Here is a 21810-nt window from a genome sequence, read left to right on the forward strand (position 1 = left end):
GGGCTACTTTCGGCCGAAGATCGCCCCCAGGAGCGTCTGCAGCAGGGAGGTGCGCTTCTTCTTGAAGCTGAGCTGCTTGGTGACCTTGGCCTTGGCGGCCGCCTTGCGCTTGGCGGCAGCCGAGACGGGCTCGGGCTCGCCCTTGCCCTTCTTTTTCTTCTTGCCCTTCTTGTCCTTGGCCGCTCGGGCTTCCTCTTCCTCCTCCTGGGCCTTCTCCTGGGCACGGATCAGGCTGCGGATCTTGAGGGCGAGCTGGTCCTTGGGCTCGAGCTTGAGGGCGGCCTGGACCTCGGTCATGGCGTAGGAGAGCCAGCCCAGGCGCTGGTAGGTCACCGCCAGCATGGTGTGGTACTGGGCCACGTCGGGATCGATCCGGATGGCCTCCTTGAAGGCGTCCATGGCCGGCCGGAATTTCTTGTCCATCTGGTAGGCCTGGCCGATGCGGAACTTCTTGTCGGCGAGCTCGCGGCGCTCGGCCAGCTCCTCGGCGCTCAGGACGCGCGGTGCTCCCTCGAAGGCAAGATCGGGGTTGCCCGCGCCCATCTGGCGCATGAAGTCGTACTCGTTGCGCTGCTCGGCATCCTTTAGGACGTTGTAGGCAAGGGAGACCTTGGCGAAGGCCGCCTGGGCGGCCTCGCGCTCGGCGTCGCTCTTGTCGACGTACTTGTCCGGGTGCAGCTTGACCGCAAGCTTCTTGTAGGCCTTGCGGATGGTGGCGTCATCCGCGTCGGTCTCGACGCCAAGCACCGCGTAGTGATCATCATCCTGGGCGAAGTCCACGGGGTCGTTCCTTCTCTTTACGCGAGAGTGTCTAGCGCAACAGGCTCATGGCGGTGTCGAGCCGGGTCTGGTAGTCACTGGTCAGCAGGTGCTCCAGGCACTCGTCGTCGAGCGAACGGCGCTCGACGGCAGGCGAGAGGCAGTTGATGACGGTTCGCGTGACCGGGTGGTGGGTCCACTGCGAGATCGCCTCGGGACGCAGGCGCAGGGCCCGGCTCCAGAAACGCTCGGCAGCCTGATAATACTCCAGCCCGCTCGTGTCGTCGAGGGCCACGCAGCAGTGGCCGGCCAGCTCGAAGGCCAGCCCCACCCCCCACATCTCGGCGTTGCTGTCGCTGGAGTAGCCCGGCAAGCTGCGCAGGGCCTCCTCGACGAAGATCAAGGCGCGCCGGTAGGCGGCGTCCGCGGTCCGCGGGCGCCTGGATCGGTCGTAGAGGGTGCCGGCGCGCAGCATGTCGCGGATCAGGTTGTGGAAGAGGCCGAAGCCGGGCCTGCCCTGGTCGATCAGCTGGTGGCCCGAGACGTCGAGGCCGAGCTGCTGCTGGGCCACGATCTCGAGGCAGCGCGCCGCCTGGTAGGGCTGGCCGATGGCCACCAGGTGATCCACCACGCGGGTGACCTCGGCCTCCGAGAGGCCGGCCACGTTGAGGATGGCGAAGGAGAGCTGGCTCGGGTTGTCGAGGTCGAGCTCCAGGGCCTCGCCGGGCGCCGGGCGCCACAGGTCGGGTCGATCCTCGAAATGGTCTTCCGGATGCATGGCTTGCCCCCCGTGATCGAGTCCCCCCCTCTGGCGCGGGGTCCTACGGGTATTCTACCCAGGAGAGGCGCTCGATTGCAGGGCAGACGCGATGATAGAATAGGGCCATGTCGAAGATTCAGCGCCTTCCTCTCCACATCGCCAACCAGATCGCCGCGGGCGAGGTCGTCGAGCGACCGAGCTCCGTGGTCAAGGAGCTCGTCGAGAACGCCATCGACGCGGGCGCGACGCGGATCCAGGTGATCGCCTCGGACGGCGGGCGAACGCTCACCATCGTGGACGACGGCCTGGGAATGCCCCCCGACGAGGCGCCCATCGCCTTCGAGCGCTTCGCCACCAGCAAGATCCAGGACGCCGAGGACCTCTGGAAGCTCACGACCATGGGCTTTCGCGGCGAGGCCTTGCCCTCGATCGCCTCGATCGCGAAGGTCACCTGCACCACCCGCCGGCGCGGCGCCGACTCCGGCGTGAGGGTCTACCTCGAGGGGGGCGCCGAGCCCGTGGTCACCCCGGTGGGCTGCCCCGAGGGCACGACCATGCGCGTGGAGGACCTGTTCTTCAACACGCCCGCCCGGCGCAAGTTCCTGCGCGCCGACTCGACCGAGCTTTCTCACGTGAGCGAGACCGTCACCGCCCTCGCCCTGGCGCACCCAGGGATCCACGTCAGCCTCAGGGTCAACGAGCGCAACGTCTTCGACACCGCGGGCGCCTTCGACCTGGAGACCACCGCGCGCCTGGTGCTCGGCGGCGAGATCGCAGGCCAGCTGTTGCCGGTCTCGGGCGAGAGCCCCCACGGCACCGTCCAGGGCCTGGTGAGCCCGCCGGAGCTGATCCGCAGCGATCGCTCCAAGCAGTGGTTCTTCCTCAACGGCCGCGCCGTGCGCCACCCGATGCTCGCCAGGGCCGTCGAGGAGGCCCTGATGGGCCACATCCCCCACGGTCGTCACCCCCTCTACATCCTCTCCTTGACGGTCGATCCGGCTCGGGTGGACGTGAACGTCCACCCCACCAAGAAGGAGATCCGCCTGGCGGATTCCCAGAGCTTCTTCATCCTGGTGCGCGAGGCGGTCGCTCGCGCCCTGCTCAAGAGCCCGCAGCCCATGCCCGCGTTCGGGGCGGCGCCGGCCTTCGCCCCGTCGATCCCGGCGCCCGGCGCCTCGACTGGGGCCGGCTTCTCGGGCTCTCCTGCCTTCAGGGGTCAGGCCGAGCGCCCCACCGTCGAGCAGAACCGGGCGGCCTTCGACGCCTACCGCCCGGCCTTCGCGCCCAGCGCCCCCACGGCCGCCGAGCCCCGCCCGGTCTACCAGGTGCCCCTGCCGGCAGGGGCCGCGCCGGTGGTGGCCACCGGCCGCGAGGACACCTTCCCCTGGGACAAGGTCAAGATCATCGGGCAGCTGCACGACACCTTCATCATGCTGGAGCACCCGGACGGGCTTTACCTCCTGGACCAGCACAACTCGCATGAGCGCTACCTCTACGAGCACATGACCCCCGCCGAGGTCACGAGCCAGGAGCTGCTCTTGCCTCTGACCCTCGCGCTCGGCCCCGCCGAGCAGGAGGCGCTCGCCGATCACCTCGCCCCTCTGGGCGAACTGGGCTTCGTCATCGAGCCCTTCGGAGAGGGAACCTGGGCGATCCGGGCGGTTCCCGGCTTCTTGCCCATGGCCGAGGCCGAGCAGACGGTTCGGGACCTGCTGGGCAAGGCGGCCGAGGCGCGCTTCGTCTCGCCCGCGAACAAGGAGGACAAGTGGCGGGTCACCATCGCCTGTCACTCGGCCACCCGCGCGGGCGATCGCCTCACCATGGAGCAGATGCAGCGGATCGTCGAGCTGTGGCGCAAGTGCGACCAGCCCTTCACCTGCCCCCACGGCCGCCCCACGGGCTTTTTGCTCGGCATGAACGAGCTGCAGCGCCGCTGCCTGCGGAGCTAGCGCTTTCTCGGAACGAGAATCGCGGCATGTGAGCGATCATGTGATCGCGGAGCGCTAGATTGCTCCTGGCATCGTTCGAAGGAAAGGAGCACCCCCCATGCGTCGACGTGACTGGATGACCGCCCTGCTCGCCGCAGTACTCGGCGCCTGCGCAGCCTCTCCCGCCTTGGCGGGCACCGGCCCGCGCAGCGACATCACCGGGGGCCACTGGGCCGTCGGCGTCGACAAGGGCGCCTTCTCGCTGGATCTCGGCCTGAGCGATCACCTGACCGTCGGAGTCGATGCCCGCTCGGAGGACGTGGGGACCGCCTGGAGCGGGGTCGGCGCTCATGCGACCTACCGCCTCATCGGCAAGAACGACGGCTGGAACCTGGCCCTCGGCGGCCGCATGAGCGTTCCGGCGGACCAGGTCGCGGCGCTCGCGGACTCAAGGGTCCGCGACGTGACGGGGGCCGTGGGATACATGGGGGCCGCGAGCGGCTACGTGCTGCTTTCGCTCCCCCTGACCGGCTGGTTCGTGCTGCGCTACCCCGTCGGGCTCACCTACTACCTGGGGGCCGGGCAGAACGGCGGGACGCCCTGGGCCTTCGGCAGCGACGCGTGGCGGCCCGGCGATGGACGCACCGCCTCGGTCACGACCCCCAGCAGCACCGTCTACTTCCCTGCCCTCCAGTTCCTGCCGGAAGCCGCCTTCAAGCTCTGGGGCTTCGAGGCGACCCTGTTCGGGAGCAGCATCGCCGGCATTCGCCTGACGTTCTAGCGAGAATCCACCAAGGGCGATTCCCCCGCCCCCCGGTGGGGCGGGGAGGAAGCTAGGCGGGCTGGGGCGCCTCCTTCTCGAAGCGCAGGGCGCCGTCCACCGCGTCGATGCGGATGCGATCGCCGTCGTGGAAGGCCCCTTCCAGCAGCTTGAGCGAGAGCGGGTTCAGGATCTCGTTCTGGATTGCCCGCTTCAGCGGCCGCGCCCCGTAGATCGGATCGAAGCCCTCGCGGGCGAGCATCTCCTTGGCCGACTCGCTCAGGTCCAGGCCGATCTTGCGCTCGGCGAGGCGCTGGCGCAGCTTCTCCAGCTGGATGTCCACGATCCGCTTGATCTCGTCCAGGCTGAGCGCGTGGAACATCAGGACGTCGTCCACCCGGTTCAGGAACTCGGGCCTGAAGTGCGAGCGCAGCTCGTCCATGACGGCCTTGCGGGTCGCCTCGGGGCCCTGGGCGGCCAGGTCCTGGATCAACGGCGAGCCGATGTTCGAGGTCATGATGATCACCGTGTTCCGGAAGTCCACGGTGCGGCCCTGGCTGTCCGTCAAGCGCCCGTCGTCCAGGATCTGGAGGAAGAGGTTGAAGACGTCGTAGTGGGCCTTCTCGATCTCGTCGAAGAGCACCACCGCGTAGGGCCGGCGCCGCACCGCCTCGGTGAGCTGGCCGCCCTCGTCGTACCCGACGTAGCCGGGAGGGGCGCCGACCAGGCGGCTGACGGCGTGCTTCTCCATGTACTCGCTCATGTCGATGCGGACCATGGCGTTCTCGTCGTCGAACAGGAAGGCGGCGAGCGCGCGGGCGAGCTCGGTCTTGCCGACGCCCGTGGGCCCGAGGAAGATGAAGGAGCCGATGGGGCGATTGGGGTCCTGGATCCCGGCGCGCGCACGGCGCACCGCGTTCGAGACCGCCTTGATCGCGTCGCTCTGGCCGATCACGCGAGCCTGGAGCCGCTCCTCCATGTGGACCAGCTTCGCGAGCTCGGTCTCGACCAGCCGTGAGACCGGGATCCCCGTCCACTTGGCGACCACCTCGGCGATGTCCTCCTCGCCGACGACCTCCTTGAGCAGCTGGGTGCCCCGCTGGGTCTCTGATAGGCGCGCGGTCTCGTCCTCGAGCTCCTTGGCGAGCGCATGCATGGTGCCGTAGCGCAGCTCCGCGGCCCTGGCGAGATCCCCCTCGCGCTCGGCCTTGGCTTGGGCGATCTTGGCGGCCTCGATCTTCTCCTTGACCGCGGAGATGCGGGCGATGAGCTCCTTCTCCTGCAGCCACTGCCCGCGCAGGGCCGTGCGCCGCTCGTTGAGCCCCGCAAGCTCCGCGTCGATCGCCTTGAGGCGATCCACCGAGACCGCGTCCGACTCCTTCTTGAGGGCCTGCTTCTCGATTTGGAGCTGGGTGATCCGGCGCTCCAGCTCGTCGAGCTCGGTGGGCATGGAGTCGATCTCGATGCGCAGGCGGCTGCTGGCCTCGTCCACCAGGTCGATGGCCTTGTCCGGCAAGAAGCGATCGGCGATGTAGCGGTGGCTCAGGACGGCCGCCGCCACCAGGGCCGCGTCCGCGATCTTGACCCCGTGGTGGACCTCGTAGCGCTCCTTGAGGCCGCGCAGGATCGAGATCGTGTCGGCGACCGAGGGCTCGGGGACCATCACCGGCTGGAAGCGGCGCTCGAGGGCCGCGTCCTTCTCGATGTGCTTGCGGTACTCGTCGAGGGTGGTGGCGCCCACGCAGCGCAGCTCGCCGCGAGACAGCGCCGGCTTGATCATGTTGGAGGCGTCCAGGGAGCCCTCGGCGGCCCCTGCCCCCACGATGGTGTGCAGCTCGTCGATGAAGAGGATCACCTCGCCCTGGGCGTCGGTCACCTCCTTGAGGACGGCCTTGAGCCGGTCCTCGAACTCACCCCGGAACTTGGCCCCCGCGATGAGCGCGCCCATGTCGAGCGCGACCACCCGCTTGTGCTTGAGGCCCTCGGGCACGTCGCCCGAGACGATGCGCTGGGCGAGGCCCTCGGCGATCGCCGTCTTGCCCACCCCCGGCTCGCCGATGAGCACCGGGTTGTTCTTGGTGCGCCGGCTGAGCACCTGGATCACCCGGCGGATCTCCTCGTCCCGGCCGATCACCGGGTCGAGCTTGCCCGACGATGCCACCCGGGTCAGGTCCCGGGCGTACTTCTCGAGGGCCTGGTACTTGGCCTCGGGGTTGGCGTCGGTGACCCGGTGGCTGCCGCGCATGGCGGCCAGAGCCGAGTAGAGGCGGTCCTTGGTCGCGCCCTTGTCGCGCAGGCGATCGCCCCCTCGGCTCTTGATCGCGGGGTCCGCGATCGCAAGCAGCAGGTGCTCGGTCGAGACGTAGTCGTCCTTGAGGCGCTGCGCCTCGCTCCATGCGAGGTCGAGGGCGGCCTTGAGCGACGCGGAGACGTAGACCGATCCCCCCGCGCCCTGGATCGCGGGAAGCTTGGCGAGATCCCCCTTCAGCTCCTCGGCGAAGGCCTGGGGCTGGATCTCGAGCTTGCGCAGGAGCGGATCGACGGTGCCTTCCGCCTGCTCGACCAGCGCCAAGAGCAGGTGCTCGGGCTCGACCTGCTGCTGGTTGCGCGATTCGGCGGCACCCTGGGCCTCCTGCAAGGCCTCCTGGGCTTTGATGGTGAAGCGGTCGAAGCGCATCTGAGCCTCCTTTTGTTGCATGGGCGCGTCAGGGCGGGGGGCGATCGCGAGATTTCAAAGTCATATAACTTGAGTGGCCGGATGTCAAGTGGATCCTCCCCGAGCGGGGAGAAGTGAAGCCCCGGGCGGGATCCGGGCGAGTTGCGCGATCCTCGCTTGCCTAAGCTGTTAACTTATGTTAAGTTGTAACAACACTTTACAAATCGATACTCGGCGGCCCGTGAGGACCCCGATCCCCATGGGCTCCAGGCGCTTCTTCCGCACCGTCGGGCCGCTTTCGAGGGAGGGATTCAGGATGCACGTGAGTTTCTACGTTCCGGGGACCAGCGACCCGCACGCCAACGGGGCCACGGCAGGCCAGCAAAGCGCCTTCTCCCCGGCCGCCCTCGCGCTCTCGATCAACCTCACCCAGCTCGCGCTCGACGGGGCCGGCCTCGAGGCCGTCGCCAAGGCGATCGCCCACGACCTGGACGCCCCCGTCCTGATCGAGGACCGGCAGTTCAACCTCCTTGGGCACGGCGCACCGGCGAACGTCGCCTCGCCCACCTACGACGAGATCGTCGCCTCCAGCGGCACCCCGGTCGCCATCCTCAAGGAGCTCGAGGACGCGGGCACCCTGCGCCAGATGCGCACCGAGAAGGGGCTCTTGACCATCCCCGGCGGCGAGGGCAGCAAGGAGCCCCGCCACCTCTGCCCGATCGTCGTCGGCGGCGAGATCATGGGCTACCTCTCGTGCGTGGACACCGACGGCAAGGCGGGGGCTCTCGCGCCCGAGTTCCTCATGGCGGGCGTCCATGCGGTCGCCATCGAGCTCCTCAAGCAGAAGGGCATCGCGGAGAACGAGCAAAAGCTCAGGCGCGACTTCTTCCGCGATCTGCTCTTCTCCAACGGCAACATCTCGCCCGAGACCCTCCACCGCCGCGCCACCTACCTGGGCTACCAGCTGTCCAGCGCCTACTGGGCGCTGACCGTCGAGTTCGACCAGGTCCCCAACGAGGAGCTCCTGCCCGACGAGGTCAAGAAGCTCGCGAACAACCTCAACTCCCTGCTCTCCTTCAGGCAGGCCCTGGTCATCACCCAGACCCAGGGCGCCACCATCCTCTACCCCATCAAGGAGGGCCAGCCCACCCTCGACAAGATCAAGCACCTGGCCGAGACCATCCGCCAGAAGGTCCTCGCGGGATCCGCCGGCTGGGGGGCCTCGATCGGGGTCGGCCAGCTGTACAACGACCTGCTCTCGATCCCCCGCGCCTACCGCGAGGCGCAGCACGCCGTCAAGATCGGCCGCGCCCTCAACGGCACCAACACCATCGCCTGCTTCGCCGAGCTCGGCATCTACCGCATGCTCTTGCAGTTCGCCCAGACCCAGAACCCCAACGAGTTCTTCTGCGAGGCCCTCCAGCGCCTGCTCGAGTACGACCAGCAGGCCGACAAGGAGCTGGTCAAGACGCTCACGGCCTTCCTCGAGTGCAACGGCAACCTCACCGAGACCTCGGACCGGCTCTTCATCCACCGCAACACCCTCAAGTACCGCCTCGAGCGCATCCGGGACATCACCCAGATCGACCTGGACGACTCGGAGAACCGCCTGATGCTCCATTTGGGCCTCAAGATGAACCAGATCGTCTCGACCATCAAGCGATAGTCGCCCCAGCCCTTCCTCAAACTACGAGGGACCGCCGTCTTGGTGGTCCCTCGCGGCGTTCCGGGGATGGCCTGCTGGCATCTTGTCTCTTACCGGGGGGGCATGGTAGCGTCGCGCCTAAATCTCGAAGCGTCTCTCTGGCAAAGGACGGTATCGGGAGGACCTCACAGCGATTGAAAGGAGGCGGGTGATGGCGACTCTGGCGACGAAAGCCTTGACGGCGACGTTGTCTCTCGGGATTGGAATCATCTGGGCCCTGCCGAGCCAGGCGCAGATGCGAACCTCGCAGCCCTCGGGCGGGTACAGCGTCTCGGCCCCCATGGCGTCCGAATCGCGCCTGCCCCCCATGAACTTCATCGCCGTGCCGCGCGGCGACGTGATCCCCGAGGGGCGCGCGATCACCTCGGCGACCCTTCAGCTCAACCCCGGCGGCGCCGCCGCCCTGGGCATGCCGGCGGCCGGCGCGGGGCTCGGCTTCGGCTACACGGGCAACGCCCTCTCCCTGAGCAGCCAGTCCTCCCTGGGCGGCGCCGCCCAGCTCAACACGGGCATCACCGGCTACGCCACCACGCCGTGGGCGGGCCGCATAGACGTGGCGGGGAAGTTCGGCCTCCTGCAGGAGCGCTCGGGCGGGCTGTTCGACCTGGCGGGCCAGGCCGGAGCGGCCCTCAACGTGGACGCCAACGGCGCGCCCAGCCTGGGCTTCGCCGTCGGCGTGCCCATCTCCAAGATGTTCGGCCTGACGTCGACCAGCCGGCTCGCGCTCGGCCTCTACCCCAACTGGGGCAGCGCCATGATGGCGCCGGGGGCGATCGCCAACCAGCTGGCGCCCACGACCCGCTTCGCGCTGGGGGTGGGGGGCTACCTCAACCTCACCGACTCCATCGGCCTGATCGCCGACACGAGCTTCGGAACCAACGGGGCCGTCGAGGGCAGCAACGTGGGCCTCGATCTCGGGCTCTCGCCCTCGGTGACGCTGCGCATCGGCGCAGGGCTGCCGGGCAGCCTCGGCGGCGCGACCAGCGTCGGCGCGGGCCTGCACTGGAGCTACTGATCCGTCCCCCCCAGCCCCCCGTCAGGGGGGCTGGTTTTTCGGGCGCTAGGAGACCAGCTCCGACTTGACCATGTAGGCCTCGCCCTTCTCGGGCAGGGGGATGACCAGGCGGTCGAAGTCGCTGGGCATCACGATCCGGTCGAAGACCCCGCGTGCCTCCTGGATGATGTGGCGCGGCAGGTAGCGAAAGCTCATGTGGGTCAGGGCGAGGAGCTTCACTTCCGCGTCCTTGCCGACCTGGGCCGCCTCGGCGGCCGTGGAGTGCATGGTGTTGCGGGCGCGCTCGGCCTCCTCGACGGTGAAGGTCGAGTCGTGGACCAGCAGATCCGCGCCGCGTGCGGCCTCGACCACGCTGCGGCAGGGGCGGGTGTCCCCCGTCAGGACGACCTTGCGCCCCGGCCGGGCCTCGCCCATCACCTGCTCGGGCAAAACCGGCCCGTTCGAACCCGTGACCGTCTCGCCGCGCTGGAGGCGGCCGAAGTCGGGGCCGGGCGTCACGCCCAGCGATCGGGCGCACTCGGCGTCGAAGCGGCCGGGACGCGGGTCCTCGACCAGGGAGTAGCCGATGCTGCTGATCTTGTGGTCGGTCGCGATCCCCTCGATCCGGTAGTCCTCGAAGGGGATGTCGCCCCCCGGCGCCATCTCGTGGTAGGTCACCGCAAAGTCGGTCTTGCCGATGAGGCGCTTCAGGACGTCCTGGAAGTCCAGCAGGCCCCGCGGGCCGTAGACGGCAACCGGGTCGGTGCGGCCCCAGAGCTGCCAGGTCTTCACCAGGCCGGGCAGGCCGAGGTAGTGGTCGGCGTGCAGGTGGGTGATGAGCACGTGCGAGATGTCGTTGATGCCGATCCCGATGCGGATCAGCTGGCGCTGGGTGCCCTCCCCGCAGTCAACCAGGAAGCGCTCGCTCCCGCGCTGGATGAGGGTGGCGGAGAGGCCTCGCTGCGGGGTCGGGACCGAGCCTGCGGTCCCCAGAAATAGCACGCTTAGTTCCATACCCCCAGTCTAGCACAGCCAAGAGGCGCCCCCGAGCGGGGGCGCCTCCTGGTCGAGCGGGATGGCGAGCGGGGTCAGTGCGCGCTGATCGGGGCCTTGCCGTACAGGGCGTCGATCGCCTCGTGGCGGCGCTTCAGGATGACGCGGCGCTTGAGCGAGAGCTTCGGGCTCAGCTCGTCGGTCGCCTGGCTGAACTCCTCGGCGAGGATCGCGAACTCCTTGATCTGCTCGTAGCGGGCGAAGTCCTTGGTCTGCAGGTCGATCTCGCGCCGCAAGAGGGCCTTGACCTCGGGCTTGGCGACGAGCGCCTCGGGGGTCGTCTCGGGCCAGCCCCGGTCCTTGGCCTCCTTGGCGAGGTTCTCGAAGTTGGGCACGATGAGCGCCGTCACGTAGTTGCGGCCGTCGCCCACCACCATCGCCTGGGCGATGAACGGGCTCAGGGCCAGGGCCCCCTCGATGGGCTGGGGCGCGACGTTCTTGCCGTTCGACATCACCAGGATCTCCTTCTTGCGATCGGTGATGGTCAGGTAGCCGTCGGCGCTCAGGACGCCCACGTCGCCGGTGTGCAGCCAGCCGTCGGGGGTGATGGCCTCGCGCGTCGCCTCCTCGTTGTTGAAGTAGCCGAGCATGATGTTGGGGCCCCGGGCCAGGATCTCGCCGTCCTCGGCGATCGTGATCTCGACGTCGGTGAAGGCCTGGCCCACGGTGCCCATCCGGACGCGGCCCGGACGGTTGACGGCGATGACCGGCGAGGACTCGGTGAGGCCGTAGCCCTCGAGCACGGTGATGCCGAGGACCTGGAAGAAGATCCCCACCTCGCGCGGCAGCGCCGCCCCGCCCGAGATGCAGCAGCGCAGGCGGCCTCCGGTGCGCTCGCGGACCTTGGAGAAGACCAGCTGGTCGGCGAGCTTGAGCTCCATGGCGGTCCAGGGACCGGGCTCCTGACCCTGCTCGCGGGCCAGGAAGACGCGCCGGCCGAGATCGAGGGCCCAGGTGAACAGGGCGCGCTTGACGAGGGAGCCCTCGTTGACCGAGCCGAGCACGCGGGCGCGGATCTTCTCGTACACCCGCGGCACGCTGATGATGAAGGTCGGCTTGACCTCGACCAGGTTGGCGGCGATCGTGTCCATGGACTCGGCGTAGGCGGTGCATGCCCCCTTCATGAGGAAGGCGTAGTAGGCGACGCGCTCGAAGACGTGGCAGAGGGGCAGGAAGCTCAGCGCGCTGTCATCGGAGCGCAGGTCGATCAGGTCCAACACCGAGCTCGCGTTGGTCGCGTGGTTCCGGTGGCTGAGCATGACGCCCTTGGGGTTGCCGGTGGTCCCGGAGGTGTAGATGATCGAGGCGACGCTCTGGGGCTCGACGGCCTCCTCGCGCAGCGAAATCTCCTGGGCGTGCTTGTCGCCGAGGGCCTCGCCCCCGGCGACGAAGTCGGCGAACCTCACGACCGAAAGCCCCGCGTCCTCGGCCGGCCGGGCGTCCATGGCCACCACCAGCCGGAGGGAATCGGTTTCCTTGGCCGCTTCGAGGACCTTGTCGAGCTGGTCGCTGCTGGAGCAGACCATGACCTGCGGCCGCGCGTCGTCGATGATGTAGGCCAGCTGCTTGGGCGAGAGGGTCATGTAGATCGGCACGTTGATGGCGCCGATGCGCTGGATGGCCAGGTCCGTCTGGACCCACTCGGGCCGGTTCTCGCTCAGCAGGCCGACGCGATCGCCCGGGCGCACGCCCGCCTCGATCAAGGAGGCCGCGAGCGCGCTCACCCGCCGGTCCATCTCGCCGAAGGTGATGTCGTGCCATCTCCCATCCTGCTTGTACCTGAAGCCCACCCGATCCCGGTTGCGCTCCATGGTGTGGTGGTAGATGGCGACGAGGGTTTCCAGCATCGGTTGTCCTCCTTCAGGTGCGTCGGCGCACCCTATAACCATACCACGAGGGCGGGAAGCTTATTGCTTCCCGCCCTCGTGGCCGAATATCACCTACTCGTTGAGCAGATCCAGGTAGATCGGCTCTTGCTGCTTGGCCCCGGCGGCCCTCAGGACGGTCCGGATCGCGTTGATCGTCCGGCCCTGCTTCCCGATGACCTTCCCGACGTCGTCGGGATCGACCTGGACGCCGAGGCGGATCGCGTCCGGATCATCCCTGCGCTCGATGCGCAGCGCCTCGGGGTTCGAGACGATGCCCTGCAGGATGATGTCGGCAACGGCAACGGGGTCCATGAGGCCTCCTTAGACGGTCGGGTTCGAGAGCTTCTCGAACGCGCCGATCTTCTTGAGCAGCTCGCGCGCGGTGTCGGAGGGCTGAGCGCCGGTCCGGAGCCACTTGAGAGCGGCTTCCTCGTTGATGCGAACCTCAGCGGGCTCCTTCTGGGGATCGTAGAAACCGATCTCCTCGATCACCCGGCCATCGCGACGGGAACGGCCATCAGCCACGACCATACGGTACTTGGGCTTCTTGGTCGCGCCGATGCGCTTGAGACGGATCTTCACCATGTCTGTATCACCTCCTTGTCGCTTGATAAAGTCGACCTAGTGCTTCTTGTTGGGCGGGAACGGAAATCCGCCCCCACCGAAGCCTTGTGGGAATTTGGGCATCTTCTTGCCGATCTGCTTCTCGAACTTCCCGAACTGCTTCATCATCTGGCGCATGTTCTCGAAATCCTTGAGCAGCTTGTTCACCTCGGGGACCGAGGTGCCCGAGCCGCTGGCGATACGCCGCTTGCGCGACATATCGAGGAGCTTCGGGTTGCGGCGCTCCTTGGGCGTCATGGAGCCGATGATCGTCTCGATGCGCTTCAGTTGCTTTTCGCCCTCCGCCAGCTGATCCTTGCTGATGTCGACCCCCAGCATCTTGCCGATGGGAAGCATCTCGAAGATCGCGGAGAGCGAGCCGAGCTTCTTGATCTGGCGCATCTGGCCCACGAAGTCCTCGAGGTCGAACTCCGCCTTGCGGAACTTCTCCTCGAGCTTCTTGGCCTCGGCCTCGTCGATGTTCTCCTGGGCGCGCTCGATCAGGGTGAGAACGTCGCCCATCCCGAGGATCCGCGTGGCGATGCGGTCGGGGTGGAAGGGCTCCAGGGCGTCGAGCTTCTCGCCGGCGCCCGCGAACTTGATGGGGCGGCCGGTGACCTGCTTGACCGACAGCGCAGCGCCGCCGCGGGTGTCGCCGTCGAGCTTGGTGAGCACCACGCCCGTGATGTCGAGGGCCGCATGGAAGCTCTCGGCGATCTTGACCGCGTCCTGGCCGGTCATGGCGTCGACCACCAGGAGGATCTCCTGCGGGGCCAGGGCGGCCTTGAGGCGGCGGATTTCGTCCATCATCGCCTCGTCCACGTGCAGGCGGCCCGCCGTGTCGACGATGACGTAGTCCTTGCCGTTGCTCTTGGCGAAGGCGACGGCCTCGGTGGCGATGGCGACCGGATCGCTCGCGCCTTCCTTCAGGAAGACCGGGATGTTGATCTGCTTGCCCAGGACCTCGAGCTGCTTCATGGCGGCGGGCCGGTAGACGTCGCAGGCGACGAGCAGGGGGTTGCGGCCCTTCTTGCGCAGGTACAGCGCGAGCTTGCCCGAGGTGGTGGTCTTGCCCGAGCCCTGGAGGCCGGCCATCAGGATGATCGTGGGGCCGGGGTGCGCATCGGCCAGAGGCGAGCGCTCGCCGCCGAGCAAGGCGACCAGCTCGTCGTTGACGATCTTGATGAACTGCTGGCCCGGGTTGAGGCCCTGCATGACCTCGACGCCGAGGGCCTGCTCCTTGACCTTGGCGACGAACTCCTTGACCACCGCGAGGCTCACGTCGGCCTCCAGCAGGGCACGCCGCACCTCGCGCAGGGCCTCCGAGATGTTCTCCTCGGTGATCTTGCCCTGCCCGCGCAGCTTCTTGAAGACGTCTTGGAGCTTATCGCTCAGCGATTCGAACATGGTGCTCCGATCGGATCCGGAAACGGTCTCGGCCAAGCGATGCTGAGGGTCAAACAAAACTGTTCCGCCTAGCCGCTCACGGCGGCCAAAATCGACCGAAGCCTGGTTTTGTTTGGCACTCTTAGCCAAGATTTAACATTATAGGCGATCGCCACGCCAACCGTCAATTCGCCGGGCGCTCGCTCTAGTCGAGGTCCTCTTCCGGGCGCGGGGCGAGCAGGTCGCGCTTGGCGAGGGCCATCAGGCCCCGCACCATCTTGCTGGTGACGTGCAGATCGAGGGTGGTGATCTCGTCGATGGTCCCGAAGGAGGGCGGCGGCTCGGCGGGCTCGAGGTCCGAAACCCGGATGGGCTGCACGGCCTTGGTGCTCTTGACCCGCTTGGGCCAGAAGCGATCGAGGGCATCCAGCAGCTCGGGGGCGCGCGCGTTGGAGAAGTCCGCCAGCGCCACGGCCGCCGCCTCGGCGTCGAAGACGTCCGCGGGCTTCGCGTCCTGGATGGCCCCGATCCACTTGCCACGGCCCTTTGCCGCCTGCTTGCGCAGGTGGTGGCTCACGTAGGCCTCGTAGTAGGCGTTGAGGTTGGTCGAAAGCGTCGAGAGGCGCTTGGCGTCGAGCTTGGCGTCCAGGAGCTGGCGCCACAGGATCGGCTTGGTGTGGTAGGGCTGGCCCATGTCCTCGAGGTAGTGGACCGATCGCGCCAGGAAGCGGAAGCCCCAGTAGGTGTCCTTCTTGTTGAAGGCGACGCGGGCGAGGTCGTAGTAGGCCCTGGAGCGCGCGGGTCCCTCGCCGAGCTTCACGACCCCGTTGGCCAGGTGGTAGCTCCGGTGGCGGTAGCCGCGGGATCCGCCGGCCAGGGCCTGGGCGGGCGAGGCCGAGAGGCCGTCGTCGAGGCCCCAGTCCGGTTCGTCCGCGTACCGGATCATGACCTCGCGGGCGTTGGTCGTCTCGCCCACCAGCTTGTCGAGGTAGACGGGCTTGTAGTCGGGGTTGATCCCCTTCTCCTGCGCGGCGTAGGTGTAGGGGGTCACCTTGATCGCTCGGTACTGGTTGAGCCACGAGACCTCGCGCAGGATCTCGCGGGTCAACAGGTCGTGATCGGCCCAGGCCATGGCGCTCGCCGGGAAGAGGGCGCAGGCGGCCACGAGGGCGCAGAGGGCTGAGGCGACGGGACGCTTGGGAATCATGGGACCTCGAAGGCGTGAAGGACGAACGCTTCCAACTTATGCCCGAAAGCATTCGCCTGAAACGAAGGGGGACCCGACGGGAACCTAATCGGGGCTGAGCGAGTCTCGTGGTATAAGGGTGGAGCATGAACCCCAACGCGGCAGACGAAACAGCACTCATCAAGGCCTACCAACAAGGCGACAAGCGCGCCGCGGAGGCGATCTTTCGACGCTACCACCCCATGGTCCACGCCCTGGCGACGCGGATGCTCGGGAACGCGGCCGAGGTCGACGACGCGGTGCAGGAGGCGTTCATCCGCGCCTTTCGCGGCCTGAAGACCTTCCGCGGCGACTCCTCGCTCAAGACCTGGATCTACCGGGTCGCCACCAACGTCTGCCTGACCCAGGCGGACAAGATCAAGCGGACGCAGCCCTACGACAGCCTCGACGATCCGCTCGGCGAGGAGGGGGGCGAGACCCGCGGCAGCCAGATCCCCTCCGGGGAGCGGCCTCCGGACGAGGTCCTGCTGGGAGAGGAGCTGGGCGACAAGATCCAGGCGGCGCTGGCCAAGCTGAGTCCCGAGTTCCGGGCGGTGCTGATCCTGCGCGACGTGGAGGGGCTCTCGTACGAGGAGGTGGCGGCCACGACCGGCGCCAACCTCGGGACCGTCAAGTCGAGGCTGGCGCGGGCGCGGACCCAGGCCATGCGCTGGCTCAAGGAGTATCTGGGATGAGAACGGAGGATCCGGTGATGGATTGCGACCATGCGAAGCTGCAGCTCTCGAGCTACATCGACGACTGCGTCTCGCCGGACGAGGCCCACTGGCTCCACGCCCACCTCTCGGGCTGTCCGGCGTGCACCCGGCACCTGGCGGAGCTGCTCGCCACCCTCCAGGCCCTGCGCGCCCTGCCGCGCCTCCTGCCGGGCACCGACTGCTGGGAGGCCGTCGCCTTCACCCTGCGGCGCGAGGGCCTGATCCGCGCCTGGTGGGCGCGCCCGCTGCCCTGGGGGGTGGCCACGGCCGGCGCGGTCGCCGTGGTGGTCGCCTACACCGCGCTGAGGCCCGCCCCGCCTCCCGCGAGCCTCGACGCCTACTGGCGCGAGCACGCCATCTTCACCGCCCAGGAGGAGCCCGCGCCCTTCAGCGGTGGCCCCTCCATCGACGCCATCGAGGCCACCTTCCAGCTCCAGGGGGAATGATGCGCAAATTCGCCCTCGGTATCGCCTCGCTCTCGGTCCTGGCCCTCCTCTCTCCTTCGGCCCAGGCCACCGCCGAGCCTTCGTTCGCGCGCCTGGTCCAGGCCGGCCAGGTCCCCTACGTGGGCGAGCTGGTGGTCAACGGCCGCACCGTCCTCAGGGTGACCCACGGCGCGGGCGATCGCCGCAGGCAGGAGGTCGTCTCGCCCGCGCGCATGGCCGGCGAGCTGGTGGTGGACAACGGCAAGACGCGCTGGCACTACTCGCCGAGGACCCAGCGGGTCGACATCACCCCCTCGACGCTGGGCCTGCGCCGCCCGATGGTCAGCGAGCGCCTGCTGTCTCGCAACTTCCGGCTCGAGGTGGGTTCGCGCGCGACGGTCCTCGGGCGTCCGACCCGCATCGTCGAGATCGTTCCTCTGCACCCGGGCCGCTCGCGCCAGCGCCTCTGGATGGACGTGGCGACGGGCCTGGCGCTCAGGACCGAGCACCTGAGCCCCTCGGGCCTCGTCCTCGATCGCAGCGAGTTCCGCTCCATCCAGGTCCAGACCGCGCTGAAGCCCGACGCCTTCGAGTTCACCCTTCCCCCTCGCGCGAAGGTGGGCAGCTCGGTGCAGGTGCTGGCCTCGGGCCAGACCCTCGATGAAATCGACGTGGAGCTGCCGTTCACACCCAGGCTGCCGAGCTACCTGCCCGCCGGCTTCGAGGTGCTCGACGTCCAGGTCTTCGAGAGCAAGGGCGTCCGCAACGTCCACTGGCGCCTCAGCGACGGGCTCGGTATGCTCTCGCTGTTCCAGGCGACCCGCGAGAGCATGCCCCCCATGCCCGAAGACGCTCGGGAGGTCACCTTCGAGGGCGGCCGCGGCCACGTGTTGGGCCACGGCTCCCACCGGATGCTCTGCTGGGAGATGCCGAACGGCTCCTACTCGCTGGTGGGCGACCTCGCCCAGAGCGAGCTGACCAAGATCGCGGCCTCCACGGCCCCCTGAGCGATCGCTCGCTTGCGGGGAACTTTTTCGATCCCTCGTTGGTCTATTGAGAGCGATCGCGTCACACGTCCACGTTACGTCCGAACGTTACGCCCGAAAGGAGTCCAACGCCCATGCGCATGCGCGTGATACCCGCTGCCCTCACCCTGGTGATCGGCGCCGGCGGGGGCGCCATCGGAGCCGCGGCGGTGCTCGCCGCCAAGCCCGCCGTCGAAGCCCAGCCCGCCTTCGCGACGCCCACCACCGCTCCCATGCCGGTCGTCGCCAGCGGCACCGAGGTCATCGCGGACCTGGTCGACAGGGTGGGGCCGGCGGTGGTGAACATCGACACGGTCAGCGAGCGGCGGGTTCCCGCCTACTCGTTCAATCCCTTTTCCTTGGATGACTTCTTCAACGGCCAGCCCATGCAGCAGCGCCAGCGGATCGTCCAGCAGAAGGGGGTCGGCTCGGGCTTCGTCGTGCGCCCCGACGGCCTGATCGTCACCAACAACCACGTGGTCGCGGGCGCCACCGAGCTGAGCGTGACCCTGCCGGACGGCCGCAAGTTCAAGGGCAAGCTGATCGGCACCGACCCCGGCAGCGACCTCGCGCTGGTCAAGGTGGAGGCCAAGGACCTGCCCGCCCTCAAGCTCGCCGACCCCAAGAGCCTGCGCGTGGGCCAGTGGACGGTCGCCATCGGCAGCCCGCTGGGCCTGAGCCACTCGGTCACCGCCGGCATCCTGAGCGCCATGGACCGCGAGGTCTCGCTCAACAACCGGGTCGGCTTCCTGCAGACGAGCACGCCCATCAACCCGGGCAACTCGGGAGGGCCCTTGCTCAACATGAAGGGCGAGGTGATCGGGGTCAACACGGCGGTGGCGGCCCACGCCCAGGGGATCGGCTTCGCGGTGCCGGTGGACACCGTCTCGCGCATCATTCCCCAGCTCGAGGCCAAGGGCAAGGTCGAGCGCGCCTGGCTGGGGGTGGGCCTCAAGGACCTGCCCGACAACCGCCAGGCCATGTTCTACCCGGTGGATGCCGGGGTGATCGTCGCCCAGGTGGACCCCAGGGGCCCGGCCGCCAAGGCGGGCCTCACGACCGGCGACGTGGTGCAGGCGCTCAACGGCAAGCCCGTCAAGAACGCGCACGACCTGATCGTCGCGGTGGGTACCCTCAAGGTCGGCGAGAAGGTCTCCTTGCTGGTCAACCGCGAGGGCCAGAAGAAGACCCTCGACGTCACCCTCGGCCAGATGCCGCAGCGGGTCGCCAACGCTGCGCAAGAGCAGCAGCAGCCCATGGAGGCGCAGCCGGACGACGGCGAATAGCCCTCTCTTCACAGGCGCCCATTGTCGCGGGTTCTTCTGCGATAATGGGCGCCTGTGCCGTTGAGGGAGGAAAAATCATGAAAGCATTCGCAAGCATCTGCCTCGCTACGGCGATCGTCGCGTTGCCGCAAAACGCCCTGGCCGAGCCCGAAGCGCCCTCGCTCGATCTCTCGATCGTGCGCGGGGTCAACACCCTCGGGTCGCCGGCGCTGGATGCGCCCATGGGCCTGCTGTCCAACAACGTCTTCCTGCTGGGCGCTCCGCTCGCCCTCGCGGTGGCGGCCGACCACACCACCTTCAAGGCCCCCGCCGCGGCCTTCGTCGCCGAGGGGCTCGCCGGCATGAGCGTCATGCTGATCAAGCCGCTCTTCGAGCGGCCGCGGCCCTTCGCGGCGGACCCCTCGCTGCGCACGCCGAGCGGAAAGTGGGAGACGGATCCCAACAGCTTCCCCTCGGGCCATGCGGCCGTGTCCTTCGCGGCGGCCACGGCGATCGCCGACGCGCGGCCGGATTACGCCTGGCCGGCCTACGGCCTGGCTGCCCTCATCAGCTACTCGCGGATGTACAACGGGGTCCACTACCCCACCGACCTGCTGGCGGGGGCGCTTCTGGGCTACGGGGCGGGCAAGGTCACGACCTGGGGGATGAGCCAGGTGACGGATCGCCTCGGCTGGCCTATCTCGGGGAAAGTGGTCCCTGGAAGCGACGCGCTCACCTTCGGCTTCGCTAGGCAGTTCTGATCCCCCGGGCCTCGGAACGATGAGATCCCCCCACCCCTCCCATCTAACAAAACCAGGCATGTGTTGTGGTGGCCGCTGTAAGCGGCTTGATTGAACAGTTTCGTTAGACGTTCACCCTAACCCCGCCCCACCGGGGGGCGGGGAAGCCGGACGCTAAGCGTGCACGCCCTTCGTCGTCGCGCGCGCGCGCTCGATCTCGGCGCGGTACGCCGCCACCTCTTTTTCGACCCAGGCGGCGCGGGCCTCCTCGGTCCAGCCCTCGAGGGCCTGCAGGCTGCCGCTCATCACCGCGGCGATCTCGTCGACGGCGCCCAGGCCCTGGTCGGCATCGAGCAGGTTCAGGCGCGTCCGGCGCATCATGACGTCCTGGAGGGTCATGGCCAGCTCGAAGCGCACGAAGTAAGCGACCTCCGAGCGCAACAGCGGCGTCTCGGGGCTCAGGCCCGAGATCCTGCGGTCCAGGCCGCGATCCGCGTCCATCAGGGACAGCACCACCAGGTAGTTGGTGCCGTAGCGCCCGATGAGGGTGCGGATGAGAGAAGGCTCCACCCGGGGATGGGTCGCGAGCGCGTACTGCATGTACGCCTCGAAGCTGCCGCCCGGGACGTCGCCGCCCGAGAGGGGCACGTCGTCGCAGTGCCGGTCCGTCAAGGGCGCGAGCCAGGCCTCCGCGCGCAGGCTCTTGATGGCGACCTCCACGACCTGGCGCGCCATGGCCCGGAAGGTCGTGTACTTGCCCCCTGCCACGCAGATGAGGCCCGAGGGGGTGGTGAAGATCTCGTGCTCGCGCGAGATGTCCGACTCGCTGACGCCCTCGCCCTCGGGCGCGATCAGGGGCCGCCAGCCGCCGAAGGTCGCGATCACGTCGTCGGGCGTCAGGTGCGCCCCCGGGCAGGCGGCGTTCGCCGCCTCCAGCACGTAGCGGATCTCGTCGGGGCTCGCGTAGATGTCGTCGTCCAGGTACGAATCGCCCTCGCCCTTTTCCGGGTGGGCGGTGTCCGTCGTCCCGATGATCGTGCGATCGCCGTAGGGGATGACGAACATCAGGCGCTTCTTCTTGGGGTCGGACGTGTCCGCGCTCTTGATCACGATCGCCGCGTCGGTGATCTTGCGGGTGACGACGTGGATGCCCTTGGTCGGCTTCAGGCGCGGCCTGGCCTCGGGGTCGTCCAGGCGGTTGAGGCGATCCACCCAGGGGCCGGTCGCGTTGATCACCCGGCGGGCATGGACCCTCAGGCGCTGGCCCCCCAGGCGATCGTGCACCACCACGCCCGAAAGCTTGCCGTCGGGGCCCTTCGCGAAGGACTCGACCTCGGCGTGGTTCGCGATCGCCGCCCCCCAGAGCGCCGCCGACTTGATCGTCTCGAGGTTCATGCGGGCATCCTCGGTCAGGCCGTCGACGTACGACAGGGCGCCGCGCATGCCCTCCACGCGCAGGACGGGCTCCTTGCCCACCGCCTCCCTGGGCTTCAGCTTGTGGTGCAGGCGCCCCAGCCGGAACTCCGAGGCGCTCGCGAGGCCGTCGTAGAGCCACAGCCCCAGGTCCATGGTCGAGAGGCCGAAGCCGCCGTACTCGGCGTAGATCGGGTAGAGGAACTGCAGCTCCTTGGCCAGGTGCGGCGCGTGGCGGAAGAGCTTGTTGCGCTGGCTCAGGGCCTCGTGGACCAGGCCCAGCTCGGCGTGCTCGAGGTAGCGCAGGCCCCCGTGCAGGAGCTTGGAGCTCTTGCTGCTGGTGCCGCCCGCGAAGTCGCCGCGCTCGATGAGGGCCACCTTCAGGCCGCGCAGGGCGCCCTCGAGGGCGACCCCCGCCCCGGTGATGCCCCCGCCGACGACCAGCAGGTCCCAGCTCTCCTTGGAAAGGCGCTCGAGAGTCACTCGGCGCGAGGTGGCGGACAGTTCACGGCTCAGCATTGAAGCACTA

At 68.4% G+C, this 21810-nt stretch carries 19 protein-coding genes; 9 read left to right on the top strand and 10 right to left on the bottom strand.

Annotation, left to right across the window (positions count from 1 at the left end):
• Positions 1 to 3: 3 nt before the first annotated feature.
• Together V6D00_00440 and V6D00_00445 are read right to left on the bottom strand one after the other, a co-directional pair.
• Positions 4 to 780, bottom strand: coding sequence for a DnaJ domain-containing protein (locus V6D00_00440; protein ID HEY9897621.1), 777 nt, complete (start codon positions 778 to 780; stop codon positions 4 to 6).
• Between the two features lie 31 nt (positions 781 to 811).
• Positions 812 to 1537, bottom strand: a complete 726-nt coding sequence (locus V6D00_00445) for a hypothetical protein (GenBank protein HEY9897622.1) — start codon at positions 1535 to 1537, stop codon at positions 812 to 814.
• 107 nt (positions 1538 to 1644) lie between these two features.
• On the opposite strand from V6D00_00445, the gene mutL reads away from it, so the two are divergent.
• Entirely contained in the window at positions 1645 to 3468 is a 1824-nt protein-coding gene (gene mutL, locus V6D00_00450) for a DNA mismatch repair endonuclease MutL (GenBank protein HEY9897623.1), read from the top strand.
• Positions 3469 to 3565: 97 nt separating this feature from the next.
• On the top strand, positions 3566 to 4228 hold the full coding sequence (locus V6D00_00455; protein ID HEY9897624.1) for a hypothetical protein: 663 nt from the start codon (positions 3566 to 3568) through the stop codon (positions 4226 to 4228).
• Between the two features lie 52 nt (positions 4229 to 4280).
• On the opposite strand, the gene clpB is transcribed toward V6D00_00455, so the two are convergent.
• Positions 4281 to 6884 carry an ATP-dependent chaperone ClpB gene (gene clpB / locus V6D00_00460; GenBank protein HEY9897625.1) on the bottom strand — a complete coding sequence of 868 codons (2604 nt, stop codon included), beginning with the start codon at positions 6882 to 6884 and terminating at the stop codon, positions 4281 to 4283.
• A gap of 301 nt (positions 6885 to 7185) precedes the next feature.
• On the opposite strand from clpB, the gene V6D00_00465 reads away from it, so the two are divergent.
• Positions 7186 to 8529 carry a helix-turn-helix domain-containing protein gene (locus tag V6D00_00465; protein HEY9897626.1) on the top strand — a complete coding sequence of 448 codons (1344 nt, stop codon included), beginning with the start codon at positions 7186 to 7188 and terminating at the stop codon, positions 8527 to 8529.
• Between the two features lie 274 nt (positions 8530 to 8803).
• A complete protein-coding gene (locus V6D00_00470) occupies positions 8804 to 9583 on the top strand; it encodes a hypothetical protein (protein HEY9897627.1) in 780 nt (259 codons plus the stop codon).
• A 45-nt stretch (positions 9584 to 9628) separates the two neighbouring features.
• Here V6D00_00470 and rnz read toward each other — a convergent pair whose 3' ends face one another.
• From rnz to V6D00_00500, 6 genes are all read right to left on the bottom strand, one after another.
• Complete coding sequence (rnz, locus tag V6D00_00475; protein ID HEY9897628.1) at positions 9629 to 10576, bottom strand: ribonuclease Z; 948 nt, start codon at positions 10574 to 10576, stop codon at positions 9629 to 9631.
• Between the two features lie 74 nt (positions 10577 to 10650).
• Positions 10651 to 12462: a long-chain fatty acid--CoA ligase gene (locus V6D00_00480; protein HEY9897629.1), complete on the bottom strand. Its 1812-nt coding sequence runs from the start codon at positions 12460 to 12462 to the stop codon at positions 10651 to 10653.
• 93 nt (positions 12463 to 12555) lie between these two features.
• Positions 12556 to 12795 carry a KH domain-containing protein gene (locus tag V6D00_00485; protein HEY9897630.1) on the bottom strand — a complete coding sequence of 80 codons (240 nt, stop codon included), beginning with the start codon at positions 12793 to 12795 and terminating at the stop codon, positions 12556 to 12558.
• Between the two features lie 9 nt (positions 12796 to 12804).
• The gene (rpsP, locus tag V6D00_00490; protein ID HEY9897631.1) at positions 12805 to 13068 is read right to left on the bottom strand and encodes a 30S ribosomal protein S16; all 264 of its coding nucleotides are present in this window, start codon (positions 13066 to 13068) and stop codon (positions 12805 to 12807) included.
• 36 nt (positions 13069 to 13104) lie between these two features.
• Positions 13105 to 14493, bottom strand: coding sequence for a signal recognition particle protein (gene ffh / locus V6D00_00495; GenBank protein ID HEY9897632.1), 1389 nt, complete (start codon positions 14491 to 14493; stop codon positions 13105 to 13107).
• Positions 14494 to 14677: 184 nt separating this feature from the next.
• A complete protein-coding gene (locus V6D00_00500) occupies positions 14678 to 15679 on the bottom strand; it encodes a hypothetical protein (GenBank protein ID HEY9897633.1) in 1002 nt (333 codons plus the stop codon).
• Positions 15680 to 15804: 125 nt separating this feature from the next.
• Here V6D00_00500 and V6D00_00505 point away from each other — a divergent pair, with 125 nt between their 5' ends.
• The 5 genes from V6D00_00505 to V6D00_00525 all read left to right on the top strand — a co-directional run bounded on the left by V6D00_00505 (position 15805) and on the right by V6D00_00525 (position 19889).
• Positions 15805 to 16392 (top strand): sigma-70 family RNA polymerase sigma factor, encoded by a 588-nt coding sequence (locus V6D00_00505; protein HEY9897634.1) that lies wholly within the window; start codon positions 15805 to 15807, stop codon positions 16390 to 16392.
• Positions 16389 to 16859, top strand: coding sequence for a zf-HC2 domain-containing protein (locus V6D00_00510; protein HEY9897635.1), 471 nt, complete (start codon positions 16389 to 16391; stop codon positions 16857 to 16859). Before V6D00_00505 ends, V6D00_00510 begins: the two co-directional genes overlap by 4 nt.
• On the top strand, positions 16859 to 17845 hold the full coding sequence (locus V6D00_00515) for a sigma-E factor regulatory protein RseB domain-containing protein (protein HEY9897636.1): 987 nt from the start codon (positions 16859 to 16861) through the stop codon (positions 17843 to 17845). The genes V6D00_00510 and V6D00_00515 overlap by 1 nt, the downstream gene beginning before the upstream one ends.
• A gap of 113 nt (positions 17846 to 17958) precedes the next feature.
• Complete coding sequence (locus tag V6D00_00520; protein HEY9897637.1) at positions 17959 to 19149, top strand: trypsin-like peptidase domain-containing protein; 1191 nt, start codon at positions 17959 to 17961, stop codon at positions 19147 to 19149.
• A 77-nt stretch (positions 19150 to 19226) separates the two neighbouring features.
• Positions 19227 to 19889, top strand: coding sequence for a phosphatase PAP2 family protein (locus V6D00_00525; GenBank protein ID HEY9897638.1), 663 nt, complete (start codon positions 19227 to 19229; stop codon positions 19887 to 19889).
• 153 nt (positions 19890 to 20042) lie between these two features.
• Here the strand turns inward: V6D00_00525 and V6D00_00530 are convergent, their stop codons facing one another.
• Positions 20043 to 21800, bottom strand: coding sequence for a glycerol-3-phosphate dehydrogenase/oxidase (locus tag V6D00_00530; protein ID HEY9897639.1), 1758 nt, complete (start codon positions 21798 to 21800; stop codon positions 20043 to 20045).
• Positions 21801 to 21810: the final 10 nt, after the last annotated feature.

The organism is Pantanalinema sp., assembly GCA_036704125.1.
In the GTDB taxonomy this organism is placed as follows: Bacteria; Cyanobacteriota; Sericytochromatia; order S15B-MN24; family UBA4093; genus JAGIBK01.